We start from the raw sequence: 13,385 nt of genomic DNA on the forward strand, positions 1-13,385 counted from the left end.
CTTAAAGATCTTCTAAAAGCAATAAATAAAGATTCTTGGCAACACTTCCGTATTGCGTAAAGTCTTCTTCTTTGGCTTTTTCGAAATATTTTATGGTAGTGATATTAGTAGGGTAGTCTCTTTCGTATTTACGTTTTATAGCGCTCAATCCGTCGCTTTTCATTGGAAGGATCTGGCTGGTTGTAGCTATAATAACAATATTTGCAGGTAATTCGTTTGGTTTATTTTGTCTAATTTGTTTTGATGAAAATAAAATTGAACCTTCATCAGCAATAAGGTTTTCACAGCTTGCCAATAAAAATTTTGGTTTAGAAGGAGCAATGTAAAATAATTTATTTTCTTCTAATAAACTAAACAAAGCTGGCTCATAACACAAAACTTCACTTTCAAACCAATCATTTTCTTCTAATATGTTTTCAAACTGTTCAGCAACTTCTTCAGTGTTTTCGCAGTACAAGAACTTACCTCCATTTTTTTTGAAATTGAAAATAAATTGCTCGTCTAAAGATAAATGACTGTTCTGTGCAGATGTACCTGCATATTCGCTTTCATTCTCTTCGTCAGAAGCGGCTTCGCTTGAGCCAAATATTTTTTTGAAAAAATTCATTTTTTATATGAAATACTTTACATGTTAATTGAAAACGTTCAAAGATAAAAAAATCTTAATTCAAAAGGGTATTTTGAATTAAGATTTTAAAAAATTATTACGTATTTCGTAAATTATTTATGAAACTACTTCTTCCAAATTTTTGTCAAAAGTTCGTTTTCCAAAAATATTTTCTAGATCATCTTTAAAGATAACTTCTTTTTCAATCAGAATATCAGCTAGTTGATTTAGTTTGTCTTTGTTTTCTTCTAAGATTTGAATCGCTCTCTGGTATTGACCTTCGATTAACTCTGAAATTTCAGCATCAATAATTTTTGCTGTTTCATCAGAATATGGTTTCGAGAAGTTATATTCACTTTGTCCAGTTGAATCATAATAAGTAACATTTCCGATTTTATCGTTCAATCCGTAGATCGTTACCATAGCACGAGCTTGACGCGTTACTTTTTCTAAATCGCTCAAAGCACCAGTTGAAATTCTGTCGAAAGTTACTTTCTCTGCAGCTCTACCACCCATAGTAGCACACATTTCATCTAACATTTGATCTGTTCTAACGATTTGTCTCTCTTCTGGTAAATACCAAGCAGCTCCTAAACTTTGTCCACGAGGTACAATAGTTACCTTAATAAGCGGCGCAGCATGCTCTAGCATCCAGCTTACAGTTGCATGTCCAGCTTCATGAATAGCAATTGCTCTTTTCTCTTCTGGAGTTATAATTTTGTTTTTCTTTTCTAAACCACCGATAATTCTATCAACTGCGTCAAGGAAATCTTGTCTGTCAACAGCAGCTTTGTTGTTACGTGCAGCAATTAAGGCAGCTTCGTTACAAACGTTTGCAATATCTGCACCCGAAAAACCTGGAGTTTGTTTAGCTAAGAAATCTAAATCTAGACCTTCAACTTTTTTGATAGGAGCTAAGTGTACTTTAAAGATTTCAGCTCTTTCGCGAATATCTGGTAAGTCTACAAAAATCTGTCTGTCAAAACGTCCTGCACGCATTAAAGCTTTGTCAAGGACATCAGCTCTATTGGTTGCAGCTAATACAATTACGTTAGAGTTTGTCCCAAAACCATCCATTTCTGTTAGTAATTGGTTCAAAGTGTTTTCTCTTTCGTCATTTCCGCCAGACATATTGCTTTTTCCTCTTGCTCTACCAACAGCATCAATCTCATCGATGAAAATGATAGCAGGAGATTTTTCTTTTGCTTGTTTGAATAAATCACGTACACGTGAAGCTCCAACTCCTACAAACATCTCGACGAAATCAGAACCTGATAAAGAGAAGAAAGGTACCTGAGCCTCACCGGCAACAGCTTTTGCCAATAAAGTTTTACCAGTTCCTGGAGGTCCTACAAGTAGAGCACCTTTTGGAATTTTACCTCCCAGATTGGTATATTTTTCAGGGTTTTTAAGGAATTCAACAATTTCTTGAATTTCTTCTTTAGCACCTTCTAAACCAGCAACATCTTTAAATGTAGTTTTGATATCTGTTTTTTCATCGAATAGTTTGGCTTTAGATTTTCCGATATTGAAAATCTGTCCGCCGCCTCCAGCACCTCCGCCAGACATTTTACGCATGATGAAAATCCATACACCAACAATGATGATGATAGGAAGTAAGCTGATTAAAATATCGCTCCAATTGTTTTTTTGAAGGAAATTAAAATCTTTCAGTTTGCCCTCGCTAACCGCTTTTTCAAGTTTTGTTTGAAATATTTGATCATTACCAATTTCCAGCGTATAGTGCGGACCTTTGTTTGGCTGTTTGAAAATATCTTCAGCAACTTTTTTATTTGACGGGTCTTTAAGAGCCGCAGCATTTAAATATACTTCAGCCTCAGCTTTGTTGTACACAATAACTTTTTCAATCTGGCCTTTTTCTAAAAGCGTGTTGAATTTAGAAGAAGTTAATTGAGCAGGTTCGCTTAAGCTAGATCCTCCGGTAGCAAAACTTATAAATAAAAAAACTAAAAGTATTGCGGTATATATTAACCAAGGACTTATTTTAAATTTATTCGGATTTGGATTATTATCTTTAGCCATTTAATGAAAGTTTCTTTAGTATTTATTTTCGATTGTAGTTATTTTGGCATCACCCCAAAGGCTCTCGATATTGTAATATTCGCGAATATGTTTCTGGAAAACATGTACTACAATGTGTACATAATCCATTAAAACCCATTCTGCATTATCGGTTCCTTCTACGTGCCAAGGTTTATCTTTTAAGTCTTTTGATACTGTTTTTTGAATTGAGTTTACGATGGCGTTAACTTGGGTATTTGAGCTACCGTTGCAAATTACAAAATAGTCGCATACAGCTGTATCTATTTCTCTTAAGTCAAGAATATCGATATCATTTCCTTTTACTTCCTCAATCCCTTTGATTATGTTCGCCAGTAGAACATCATTATTAATCGTCTTTTTCGCCATGAATTATTTTATATGTGAATTTGTAAAGTTACCAAATTTTGTGATTATTTTTGAACCTTAACAAAATATTAAATTAAGTTATCTAAATTATTTAATGAAACTAATCAAACTCGATGCCATAGATTCAACAAATGATTTCCTGAAGGCATTGTCAAGTCAGGATCAACTAGAGAATTTTACGGTGGTAACAGCTGAAAATCAGACAAAAGGCAAAGGACAAATGGGAGGAAAGTGGGAGTCTGAAGCTGGTAAAAACTTAATTATGAGTGTATTGGTAAAGGATTTTCTATTTAATAACGAACAAGTCTTTAATTTAAGTGTCGTTGTTTCATTAGCAGTTACAGAAGTGCTGAAATCGTTAAATATTCCTGATATATGCATAAAATGGCCAAACGACATTCTGTCATACAATAAGAAATTGGTTGGCATACTAATCGAAAACACCATAAAAAGCGATGGCAGGATCGTGTCAGTTGTCGGAATAGGGATGAACGTAAACCAAACTGATTATGCAGATTTGCCAAATGCATCTTCTCTAGCAGTAATTTCAGGTAAATCTTTTGATAAAGAAGAATTAGCAATTTTAATAGTAGAAAAAATAAAGGAGAAAATACAGTCATGGCAGACTTCTGCAAAAGATTTATGGACCGATTATTTTAATTCTTTATTCAAAAAAGGAGTTCCAATGCCTTTCAAAAACCTCAACGATCAAAATTTCATGGGAATCATTCAAGGCGTTTCTTCAATTGGAAAATTGCAGGTTTTATTAGAAGATGATTCTGTTGTAGAATTTGATATAAAGGAGGTTAAAATGCTTTACTAAGTTGCTAAGGTTCTGAGATGCTAAGATTCTAAGTTTTTTTTTGAAAGCGAAGACGCTAAGTTTTATGACTTAAAGAAATATGTTTGAATGAGTAGAATCTGCATGAAATAAAAAACTTTGTGCCTTAGCGCCTTCGTGGCATTCAAAAAAAAGCCCGATAATAAAATCAGGCCTTTCATTTATAATTCACAATTAATAATTAACCATTATTAAAGCTTATTCATATTATTTGCTAGAGTTTCGATGAATTTGCTGATTGGTCCTTTAACCATCATTGCCATCATAGCATTAAACTCTCCTTCAAAAAACAATTGAACTGCACTTTCAGAATCAGAAATGCTGTCAATGTTTGAAGTCAAAGTAAACGGAAGTTTGTCACTTGCTGCACCCAAAACAATTTTGTTTGGAGCCACTTTGTCTTTCATTTTCAATTTGATTTCAGGCATCCCTTTCAATCCAAAAATAAAAGCGTCTTCGCCAGTCACTTCAAATTTAGCGATATTATCCGGCATTAATTTTTCAAAATTCTTAACATCAGTCAATTGATCGAATAAATCTTGAGCTGATTTCTGAACAGTAACTTTTGGACTTTCTAAGTTCATATATTTTTTATTTTTTTGTTTTTACCGCAAAGTGCGCTAAGGTTTTTTTATATGCTTGGTTTATAAGACACTAAGATCGCAAAGTGAGATTAAATTCCCAAAAAAGAGCGAAGCGATTTTTTAGAAAATCTAAATTACTCCTCTTGTCCCCAAGTTGACGGGCTTTCATTCCACTCCAGCAGAGTCGATTGCTGATCTTCAGTGATATATTGCTTTTGAACCGCCAAGTCTAATAAATTTTCGTAGTTGCTCAAAGTGAATAAATCAATATTAGCTTCTTTAAAATTTTCTTCAGCAATGCCAAAACCATATGTAAAAATCGCCGCCATACCTTTAATGTTCGCACCTTCGCTTCTTAAAGCTTCCACAGCCATCAAACTGCTTTTTCCAGTACTAATTAAATCTTCGACAACTACAACATTTTGTCCTTTTTGTAAAAAACCTTCAACTTGGTTTTGTCTTCCGTGTTTTTTAGGTTCCGGACGCACGTATACGAATGGAAGTCCTAAACTTTCGGCAACCAAAATTCCAACTCCAATGGCTCCAGTGGCAACACCAGCGATCACATCGGGTTTTCCAAATTGTTTTTCGATGTTCTTAGCAAACTCATCACGAACATAGTTTCTGATGCTCGGAAATGAAAGAATTAACCTATTATCACAATAAATAGGAGATTTCCAACCAGAAGCCCATGTAAAAGGATTTTCGGGATTCAATTTAATTGCATTTATTTGCAAAAGCAATTCGGCTGTTTTTTCGGCAGTATCTTTATTAAAAATCATAGTACAAATGTATAAAGTTTTTGTAAACGACAAACCACTTTTTTTGACAAATGAAATCTCGAAAGAAACAGATTTCCAATTGTTCTTGTTGGAGAGCATTGATATCGAACAGCTTATCATAAAAATTTTTCAAAATAAAATTCAAAAAGCTATTTTATATCATCCCGACGAAAGTGAAATAATGAAAACCCTTAAAGCCAAAATTCCAGTAAATAAAGCTGGCGGAGGCTTTGTGTACAACAAGAAAGGCGAGGTTCTATTCATTTTTAGAAACGGAAAATGGGATTTACCAAAGGGCGGAATCGAGAAAGGCGAGGACATTGAAGCAACCGCCATGCGCGAAGTAGAGGAAGAAACTGGAGTAAATAAACTTCGTATAATCAATAAACTGCAAAAAACCTATCATATTTTCAAACGCAACGGAAAATACAAATTAAAAATCACGCATTGGTTCGAAATGCATTCAGATTTTGAGGGAACTCCTCACGGACAAATAGAAGAAGGCATCGAAAAAGTGGCTTGGCTAAACCCAGAGCAAATCAAAGAAGCACTTAAAAACTCATACGAAAACATCAAATTGTTGTTTGAAGAAGAGGAAGTTCGAGTAGAAAAAATTGCACCGCCTGTTCCATATCGATCAGGTCCAAATTCAGATATTTAAGTATTGGGGCGTGCCACCAATTAAAAAAAATACCCAATCAACTTTGCGTTCATTGGGTATTTTTTTTATTGCTGTCGGGCTTTCGCCGCTACTACGGTAGCTTGGCTCTATCCCTCACGCGAACTTCACTTTCGTATTAAGAATTACCATTTAATTTTATCAAAAGATTATCATCATTAAAAACCGCATTTATTACATTTCCATTCTTTTCGGCTTTAATTTCATTTCCATTAGATGTCAGTTCATAACCTTTTTGAGAAAGATAATTGGTAAAAGCATTTTTGTGGTTTTGAATTTCAAATGTTGAAATAAGTTCTGGAAAAACAGTTAGAATTCGAGCTAATTCTTCGCTCTCAACATTATCTACTGCATCAGATTTAATGGTAACAACCATCGTCCCTTGACCGTAATTTCCAAGATAATAACCACTTGCATTAAACATCTCAACAGCAATCATTCCTATTAGATGTAAATCGTTCTGAGTAGCATCAAATTTTCCAACTGTTAATAAATCAATATTATTTTCTTCGCCGTATTTCTTTAACAAAAGAGCTTGCTTCATAACAGATTCTGCATAACCTCCCGCTTTGTTGTCCCAAATCCAAAGCCATGTTTCTGAAGAATGTGAAAAAGAACCCAAAACCTGCATCGGAAATGTAAGATCATCTCCAAAAGTTATTTCTTCTTTATTCATATCGACATTCCAAGAAAGACCACCAGTTATCTCAAATAGATTTCTTTGTTTTTCCAAAGCAATTGCTCCAAATTTTTCTAAAAAATCATTTTCAGATGCGAAGTGTATAGTATTGTTTGGCTGATTAGTAGTTGATTCTGTATTTTCTTCTTTCTTTTTAAAAAGATTATTGAATAGACCCATTTTATGACTTTTAGAATTATAAAATTTATGTATTCAAATATATAACTTTTAAGATAAGTCAGAAAAACGTTAATTAAATTTATACTTGCTTTGTGAATTTTGAACTTTGCAATTAAAAAACTCATTCCGTAGGAATGTCTCGTAGGTAGAAAGAAAATGAATTCCGAATATACGTTCCATCGGAACGTTTGATTAACTAGGTAATAATGCCGTAAACAGGTGTCCTTACAGGACACAATGCATAACCATTATTTTTTTTCTACCTACGAGATATTCCTAACGGAATATATTTACCATGCTGTCACAAACGTCTCTCTCTTTGCGATATGGGACTTTTTAAACCACATCAAATCAAAAAAAAATCTACAAAACACGATAAACAGGATACTGCATATGTGCCTTTTCATAATAAACAGAATGCTTGTAAATCCAATTTAACTGTTCTTCAGAATTTTTTGCAAATTCGCGGTCGTTTTGTTTTTTGGTTTCTAATGCTGCTTTTAGAGTTGGATTATCTTTTAAAAGCTGCGCCGCGGTATCTTCAAAAATATATTCTGAGTAATGTTCTTTTTGCTGTAAAATAGGATCGAAGAAATTCCAGTTAAAGAACGAATCAACACCTTCTGGTTCAAAAGCTTCTAGAAGATATTTTACACCTTTTTGAGTGGTTGGAACAATGTAATCTCCTTTAGCGAAATTCATTTTAACGAGCTTAGAAGTTACGGTCGTGTTTCTGTGTAAATAATGCCCTTCGTAAGCAGACGGAACAGTTTTAAAATTGGCAATTCTATAACTTTCGACTTCTATAATCGTATCGTTTTTAATTTGCTTAAACGAGATATTATTGTTTTTCAAAAGTTCAATAATATTCCAATAACCACGTGGAATGATATAAGCAGACGGAATAACAACATCTTTTACCGATTTGAATTCTTTGATATACGGAACATCTTTTTTGTATGGTTTGCTTCTGTCATAATACAAACGATTTCCTGTTGTAGCTTCGCTTTTTTTGTAGCCTGCTTCATATCCCAAAAACGAAAAAGTAGTTGCTTTTGTACTGTCCAATTCCCATTTTAAAGTATACGATTTTTTAGGCTGATATTGTTCTAAATTCTTTACTCTTAAATCTTTTATCTTTTGATAATTCGCATCGGTAAAATCCATAGTAGACTTCATGTACTCGTAAGTCATTTTTACGCGTTCTGCGTATTTTTTCAGCATATGTGTTTCAACCACAAAACCAATTGTATTGAATAGGGAAGTGTAACCCGTTGTATATCGCGGACTATCTACAAATTGTCCAAAACCTTTGTCTGGAGTATCTTTAAATGAATCGACATAAGGCGTAGTTTCAATTTTCTTCTTTTGAAGATCTTTGACCAAAGCCGGCATCATTTCGTTATTCATAAAATCGCCCAAAACAGTTCCGAGTTTATTATGCTGTGTCATAATGTACGTCAATTTGTATTGATAATCAGAACCGTTACTTACGTGATTGTCAATAAAAACATCGGCATTTATTTTTTGGAAAATCTCGACAAAACTTTTAGTGTTTCTCGTGTCAGATTTCATCATATCGCGGTTCAAATCGTAATTTCTCGCATTTCCTCTAAAACCATAAATTTCGGGTCCGTCTTGGTTCGCTCGAGTTGTCGAATTTCGGTTTAAAGCACCACCAATATTATAAACGGGAATAGTCACTAAAACAGTATTTTTAGGTGCTTTCAGTTTGCCAATTGCCAAATCTCTGTAAAATTGCATGGTTGCATCGATTCCGTCAGGTTCGCCCGCATGGATTCCGTTATTCACAAATAAAACGGCTTTGGTTTTCTGTATTTTATCAAAATCAAATTCCTTGTCAGGATTGAAGGTAATCATATGCAAAGGTTCTCCAGAATCTGTCAGTCCCATTTCTTTCATTTGAATAGTTGGAAAATCGGCAGCAAGCATTTTAAAATAAGCGATAGTTTCCTGATAAGATGCCGATTGGTTTCCGTTTCCTTTCTCAAAAAACGTATCGTATTTTTTATTGTTTTGAGCAAAAAGGGTTATGGTGAAAAGTGAAATGAAAAAGGTAAAAAGTTTCATGGTTTTGGTTTTAATCAAAATCAAATATAGTTTTTTATTTGTTTAAAAGTTTCAAATTTCAGGTTTCAAGTTGATTGGCTTTGTGTTTTTTACCGCAAAGCACGCAAGGTTTTTTATGTATGGGTTTTATAAAAACGTAAAGTTGGCAAAGCTTTGAACTAAACTTTGCGAACTTTGTGTAAACCTTTGCGTGCTTTGCGGTTAAAAAACTTTCCCTACTTTTGCAAAATGAATAAAAAACACCATTCCAACAATATACTTTCGAATTTAGGGATTCAGAGTCTGAACGAAATGCAGGAAATGGCGCAAGATGCCATTTTAAACGAAAACAACGTTTTATTACTTTCTCCAACTGGATCTGGAAAAACATTGGCTTTTTTGCTTCCAATTTTAGAATTATTGCAGCCTGAGATTCTTTCTGTTCAATGTCTAATTTTGGTTCCTTCCCGCGAACTTGGACTTCAGATCGAACAGGTTTGGAAAAAAATGGGAACGCAGTATAAAGTAAATATCTGCTACGGTGGACATTCAATCGACACAGAAATCAAAAATTTAAGCAATCCGCCTGCGGTTTTAATTGGAACGCCAGGAAGAATTGCCGATCATATTGACAGAGATACTTTTAGAACCGATAAAATTCAGACTTTAATTTTGGATGAATTTGATAAATCGCTTCAATTAGGCTTTCACGAACAAATGTCTTTCATAATTGGCAGATTATCGAAAGTAAATAAAAGGGTTTTAGTTTCGGCAACTTCCGATATTGAAATTCCGAAATACACACGCGTTGTAAATCCAACAATTTTAGATTTTATTCCAGAGGAAGAAGAAAAAGCTAATCTTTCGATGAAAATGGTGGTTTCGCCAGCTAAAGATAAATTACAGAGTTTGTTCAATTTAATTTGTTCTTTAAATTCAGAATCGGCGATTATTTTTTGTAATCATCGCGATGCTGCAGAACGTATCAGCGATACTTTAAACGAAAAAGGAATTTATTCGGTTTATTATCACGGGGGGATGGATCAGGACGAACGTGAGCGCGCTTTAATTCAGTTTAGAAATGGAAGCGTCAGCTATTTGGTTACAACAGATCTAGCAGCCAGAGGTTTGGATATTCCAGAAATGAAACACGTTATTCATTATCACCTGCCATTAAAAGAAGATGAATTTACACATAGAAATGGACGTACAGCGCGTATGCAGGCAACTGGAACGTCTTATATTATCATTCACGAAAGTGAAAAACAATTAGACTACATTGATTATGAAATGGAGGTTTTAAGTGTTGATGGTAACGTCTCACTGCCAAATCCACCTCAATTTCAAACTATTTATATCAGCGGCGGGAAGAAAACAAAACTAAATAAATTTGATATTGTGGGTTTCTTTTCTCAAAAGGGAAAATTAGAAAAAGAGGATTTAGGTTTAATTGAAGTGAAAGATTTTGTTTCGTTTGCAGCCGTAAGATTCAATAAGGTAAAAGAACTTCTGAAAAATATTAAGGACGAAAAGATGAAAGGCAAAAAGTTCAAAATTGAGGTTGCCCGAAATGTCATCAAGAAAGAAGAAGAGGAGAAAAAAGGGAAATATTAGTTATGCTAAACGAGCGAATAATTTGATTAAAGAGTTTTTTTGACTTTGGATTTATCTCCTTGTATTTCAGATGTTTAGAATTCTTTAACTAAGTTTTACAATTTTATGTTAAAAAAATAATGATTTGATAGGTGTTTTTTCAATATTTCTATGTTTTTTTGCTACAGTAAAATTGTAACCCCAAATACTATATGAAAAAGATTATTACTCTTGCCGCATTGTTTTTTACTTTTGTTTCGTTTGCACAGGTTAAGGTTCTAGAAACGGTTCCTGTAGAAAAATTAGGAAAAGTAAATAACAACTACATTCAGAAAATTGGTGACGAATACACTGTGTATTACACTATTGTTCAAAGTGATGACGATTCTACTTTGAGAAAATTTTCATTCAAGAACATCGATAATGCTTATAACTCTTTATACAACATTATCATGGGCGGATTTACAGCTTCTCCGTTGTACGATATCAAATTAGAGTTACCTAACAACTACATTTGGTTGCACTATACAGGAAATGTGGTTCCAGACAAATCTACAGTTCAGTTTATGGTTTCTGGTAAAGAAAGAGACGCAGCAACAAACAACGTTTCTGAGCCATTCGTAAAAGACCAAATCAATAAATTATTTCAAAAATAGTTTTTCGATATATGTATAAAAAGCCGTTCTATTTGAACGGCTTTTTTGTTTCAAGTTTCAGGTTGATAAACTTTGTCTTTAATTTTAACGCAAAGCTCGCTAAGTTTTTTTATTTAAAGGCTTTTAAAAGCACAAAGTTCGCAAAGCTTTGTGAATAAAACTTTGTGAACTTTGCGTAAATCTTTGTGTGCTTTGCGGTTAAATAGTGAGTATTCTAAAAAAAACTTAGAATCTTAGCATCTCAGAACCTTAGCAACTTTATTTAAATCTTCTTCACATACTGCGTTATAATCACAATCTGCTGTCCATCAACTTTTCCTTCGATGTATTCAGCGTTTTCGTGGTCTAAACGAATATTTCTTACAGCAGTTCCTTGTTTGGCAACCATGCTAGATCCTTTTACTTTAAGATCTTTGATTAAAACAACAGAATCTCCGTGTTGTAGTACTACACCGTTACTGTCACGGTGAATTAATTTATTTTCGTCATCTTCGCCTTCGCCAGTTGCTTGTGCCCATGCGAGAGTATCTTCATCTAAATACATCATGTCCAATAATTCCTGAGGCCATCCTGCAGCACGCAAACGGCTTAACATTCTCCAAGCAACAACTTGCACAGCAACATTTTCATTCCACATGCTGTCGTTAAGGCATCTCCAGTGATTTAAATCGACGTTATCTGGATTTTCAATTTGGTCAATACAAGTATTACAGGCTAATATAGATTCATCTATACCGCCTTTTTGAGTTGGCAGTACTTGATAAACTTTTAGATTTTCTTCGTTTCCGCAAAGTTCACATTTAGATCCGCTTCGTTTGCTTAATTCTCTTTCGATGCTCATTATTTATTGTTTGTTTAAAAATGCGAAATTACTTATAATTTGTTTCGCTTGCAAGTTTATGTTTTTCTGTCATTGCGAGGTACGAAGCAATTTCATACTTAATTTTAACAAAGTAAGCATAGTCCATTTGCTTTGTTCCTTGCTATGGCTTAGTGTCTAGTGTTATTTCTTAACCCTTACCGCATCAGGAACCAGCATTTCATACTCACCTCCATGACGTAATACATCACGAACAATACTCGAACTAATAAATGATGTACTTGCAGCAGTTAATAAAAATACTGTTTCTATTTTAGAAAGTTTTCTATTCGTATGCGCAATAGCTTTTTCAAATTCGAAATCTGCTGGGTTGCGAAGACCTCTTAAAATAAAATTGGCTTTTAGTTTTTTTGCCAGATCAATGGTTAAACCTTCATAAGTGATAACTGATACTTTCGGTTCGTCTTTAAAAGTTTCTTCAATAAAACGCTTTCTTTCTTCTAATGAAAACATGTATTTTTTTTCGGCATTTACACCAATCGCAATTACAATTTCGTCAAACAAAGGAATTCCTCTTTTGATAATGTCTTCATGTCCAAGTGTAATAGGATCAAAGGATCCGGGGAATATTGCTCTTCTCATTTTTTGAGGTTCTAAGGTTCTGAGTTACTAAGATTCTAAGTTTTGATCTTTATTTAGGTAATTCTAAGGGTTTTTATTGCTGGAACCCATTCGTCTTTTTTACAGATTTTACATTTTGCGGTTCCTTTTTTTTGTTCTTCGGTATGACCGCAAAAAGTGCAGGAATAAATTCCGTCACTTAGAATGTTTTTACTTTTTTGATGAAAAAGTAAAGGCAAAATAGGAAGGCCGTGTTTCACTTCTTCATCTTTGTAAAAAAAGACACTGATTTCTCCGCTTGTTTCTATAAAAGCATGTTTTACTTGTCCTAAATGTTCAATAGATTTGATTCTTAATTCAGAGAAAAATTCGTCCTGAGCCAAAGATTCTTTTTTAAAAGTTGAGATAGAAAATTTTCCATCATTAATTAAACATTCGGTTTTGCCTTCTATAAATTCCTCGAATTTTTTACTCTTTCCAGTAAGCCATGTTACACCGCGATATAGGATAATGATAACTAAGAAAACAATCGCTGCCGGTATTATTCCGACATCTTCATAAAACATTGGATCGCCGGCGGCCGAACCAAGCGCAATAACAATTACGGTTTCGAATATAGATAATTGTTTTACTCCTCTTTTACCAGCTAACTTTAATGTAAGCAGTAAAATAGTAAACATAACCGTTGAACGAAATATTACTTCCAGAAGGAAAACCTGGGGTAATTCGTTAAATAACAATCTATTCCATTCAAAGATTTCTTTCATTTTTTTTAAGGTTCTAAGGTTCTGAGGGGCTAAGTTTCTAAGTTTTTTAGGTTTAAGCTTTTGATAACTTAGACTT

Annotated in this window: 14 protein-coding genes; 4 read left to right on the top strand and 10 right to left on the bottom strand. The window is 33.8% G+C overall.

Annotated features, from left to right (window positions below):
- Position 1: 1 nt before the first annotated feature.
- The 3 genes from EDB96_RS12265 to rsfS form a co-directional block, all read right to left on the bottom strand.
- Positions 2 to 607 (bottom strand): lactate utilization protein B/C, encoded by a 606-nt coding sequence (locus tag EDB96_RS12265; RefSeq protein ID WP_134141077.1) that lies wholly within the window; start codon positions 605 to 607, stop codon positions 2 to 4.
- Positions 608 to 724: 117 nt separating this feature from the next.
- Positions 725 to 2,650, bottom strand: a complete 1,926-nt coding sequence (gene ftsH / locus EDB96_RS12270; RefSeq protein ID WP_057118560.1) for an ATP-dependent zinc metalloprotease FtsH — start codon at positions 2,648 to 2,650, stop codon at positions 725 to 727.
- Positions 2,651 to 2,665: 15 nt separating this feature from the next.
- Positions 2,666 to 3,037 (bottom strand): ribosome silencing factor, encoded by a 372-nt coding sequence (gene rsfS / locus EDB96_RS12275; RefSeq protein WP_007809313.1) that lies wholly within the window; start codon positions 3,035 to 3,037, stop codon positions 2,666 to 2,668.
- A gap of 94 nt (positions 3,038 to 3,131) precedes the next feature.
- Between rsfS and EDB96_RS12280 the strand changes: the two genes are divergently transcribed.
- Positions 3,132 to 3,860: a biotin--[acetyl-CoA-carboxylase] ligase gene (locus tag EDB96_RS12280; protein ID WP_134141079.1), complete on the top strand. Its 729-nt coding sequence runs from the start codon at positions 3,132 to 3,134 to the stop codon at positions 3,858 to 3,860.
- 209 nt (positions 3,861 to 4,069) lie between these two features.
- Here EDB96_RS12280 and EDB96_RS12285 read toward each other — a convergent pair whose 3' ends face one another.
- Positions 4,070 to 4,462 carry an orotate phosphoribosyltransferase gene (locus EDB96_RS12285; RefSeq protein WP_095954711.1) on the bottom strand — a complete coding sequence of 131 codons (393 nt, stop codon included), beginning with the start codon at positions 4,460 to 4,462 and terminating at the stop codon, positions 4,070 to 4,072.
- A gap of 134 nt (positions 4,463 to 4,596) precedes the next feature.
- Entirely contained in the window at positions 4,597 to 5,244 is a 648-nt protein-coding gene (gene pyrE, locus EDB96_RS12290) for an orotate phosphoribosyltransferase (protein ID WP_057118557.1), read from the bottom strand.
- A gap of 7 nt (positions 5,245 to 5,251) precedes the next feature.
- Here pyrE and EDB96_RS12295 point away from each other — a divergent pair, with 7 nt between their 5' ends.
- Entirely contained in the window at positions 5,252 to 5,905 is a 654-nt protein-coding gene (locus tag EDB96_RS12295) for an NUDIX hydrolase (RefSeq protein WP_057118556.1), read from the top strand.
- Between the two features lie 136 nt (positions 5,906 to 6,041).
- Here the strand turns inward: EDB96_RS12295 and EDB96_RS12300 are convergent, their stop codons facing one another.
- The gene (locus EDB96_RS12300) at positions 6,042 to 6,782 is read right to left on the bottom strand and encodes a DUF6882 domain-containing protein (RefSeq protein ID WP_134141081.1); all 741 of its coding nucleotides are present in this window, start codon (positions 6,780 to 6,782) and stop codon (positions 6,042 to 6,044) included.
- Positions 6,783 to 7,145: 363 nt separating this feature from the next.
- Positions 7,146 to 8,873, bottom strand: coding sequence for a M14 family metallopeptidase (locus EDB96_RS12305; protein ID WP_134141082.1), 1,728 nt, complete (start codon positions 8,871 to 8,873; stop codon positions 7,146 to 7,148).
- A gap of 228 nt (positions 8,874 to 9,101) precedes the next feature.
- On the opposite strand from EDB96_RS12305, the gene EDB96_RS12310 reads away from it, so the two are divergent.
- Together EDB96_RS12310 and EDB96_RS12315 are read left to right on the top strand one after the other, a co-directional pair.
- The gene (locus tag EDB96_RS12310) at positions 9,102 to 10,466 is read left to right on the top strand and encodes a DEAD/DEAH box helicase (RefSeq protein ID WP_134141084.1); all 1,365 of its coding nucleotides are present in this window, start codon (positions 9,102 to 9,104) and stop codon (positions 10,464 to 10,466) included.
- Positions 10,467 to 10,657: 191 nt separating this feature from the next.
- Positions 10,658 to 11,101 (top strand): hypothetical protein, encoded by a 444-nt coding sequence (locus tag EDB96_RS12315; RefSeq protein WP_057118553.1) that lies wholly within the window; start codon positions 10,658 to 10,660, stop codon positions 11,099 to 11,101.
- Positions 11,102 to 11,363: 262 nt separating this feature from the next.
- Here the strand turns inward: EDB96_RS12315 and EDB96_RS12320 are convergent, their stop codons facing one another.
- The 3 genes from EDB96_RS12320 to EDB96_RS12330 all read right to left on the bottom strand — a co-directional run bounded on the left by EDB96_RS12320 (position 11,364) and on the right by EDB96_RS12330 (position 13,309).
- Positions 11,364 to 11,942: a PhnA domain-containing protein gene (locus EDB96_RS12320; RefSeq protein WP_134141085.1), complete on the bottom strand. Its 579-nt coding sequence runs from the start codon at positions 11,940 to 11,942 to the stop codon at positions 11,364 to 11,366.
- Positions 11,943 to 12,104: 162 nt separating this feature from the next.
- On the bottom strand, positions 12,105 to 12,563 hold the full coding sequence (gene coaD, locus EDB96_RS12325; RefSeq protein WP_057118550.1) for a pantetheine-phosphate adenylyltransferase: 459 nt from the start codon (positions 12,561 to 12,563) through the stop codon (positions 12,105 to 12,107).
- 53 nt (positions 12,564 to 12,616) lie between these two features.
- Positions 12,617 to 13,309, bottom strand: a complete 693-nt coding sequence (locus tag EDB96_RS12330; protein ID WP_134141087.1) for a DUF421 domain-containing protein — start codon at positions 13,307 to 13,309, stop codon at positions 12,617 to 12,619.
- Positions 13,310 to 13,385 lie beyond the last annotated feature (76 nt).

Origin of the sequence: Flavobacterium sp. S87F.05.LMB.W.Kidney.N (genome assembly GCF_004366435.1) — a bacterium.
In the GTDB taxonomy this organism is placed as follows: Bacteria; Bacteroidota; Bacteroidia; order Flavobacteriales; family Flavobacteriaceae; genus Flavobacterium.

Coding starts and splice junctions, on each gene's coding strand:
- EDB96_RS12265 (WP_134141077.1), bottom strand. CDS start 607: ATGAATTTTTTCAAAAAAATATTTGGCTCAAGCGAAGCCGCTTCTGAC.
- ftsH (WP_057118560.1), bottom strand. CDS start 2,650: ATGGCTAAAGATAATAATCCAAATCCGAATAAATTTAAAATAAGTCCT.
- rsfS (WP_007809313.1), bottom strand. CDS start 3,037: ATGGCGAAAAAGACGATTAATAATGATGTTCTACTGGCGAACATAATC.
- EDB96_RS12280 (WP_134141079.1), top strand. CDS start 3,132: ATGAAACTAATCAAACTCGATGCCATAGATTCAACAAATGATTTCCTG.
- EDB96_RS12285 (WP_095954711.1), bottom strand. CDS start 4,462: ATGAACTTAGAAAGTCCAAAAGTTACTGTTCAGAAATCAGCTCAAGAT.
- pyrE (WP_057118557.1), bottom strand. CDS start 5,244: ATGATTTTTAATAAAGATACTGCCGAAAAAACAGCCGAATTGCTTTTG.
- EDB96_RS12295 (WP_057118556.1), top strand. CDS start 5,252: ATGTATAAAGTTTTTGTAAACGACAAACCACTTTTTTTGACAAATGAA.
- EDB96_RS12300 (WP_134141081.1), bottom strand. CDS start 6,782: ATGGGTCTATTCAATAATCTTTTTAAAAAGAAAGAAGAAAATACAGAA.
- EDB96_RS12305 (WP_134141082.1), bottom strand. CDS start 8,873: ATGAAACTTTTTACCTTTTTCATTTCACTTTTCACCATAACCCTTTTT.
- EDB96_RS12310 (WP_134141084.1), top strand. CDS start 9,102: ATGAATAAAAAACACCATTCCAACAATATACTTTCGAATTTAGGGATT.
- EDB96_RS12315 (WP_057118553.1), top strand. CDS start 10,658: ATGAAAAAGATTATTACTCTTGCCGCATTGTTTTTTACTTTTGTTTCG.
- EDB96_RS12320 (WP_134141085.1), bottom strand. CDS start 11,942: ATGAGCATCGAAAGAGAATTAAGCAAACGAAGCGGATCTAAATGTGAA.
- coaD (WP_057118550.1), bottom strand. CDS start 12,563: ATGAGAAGAGCAATATTCCCCGGATCCTTTGATCCTATTACACTTGGA.
- EDB96_RS12330 (WP_134141087.1), bottom strand. CDS start 13,309: ATGAAAGAAATCTTTGAATGGAATAGATTGTTATTTAACGAATTACCC.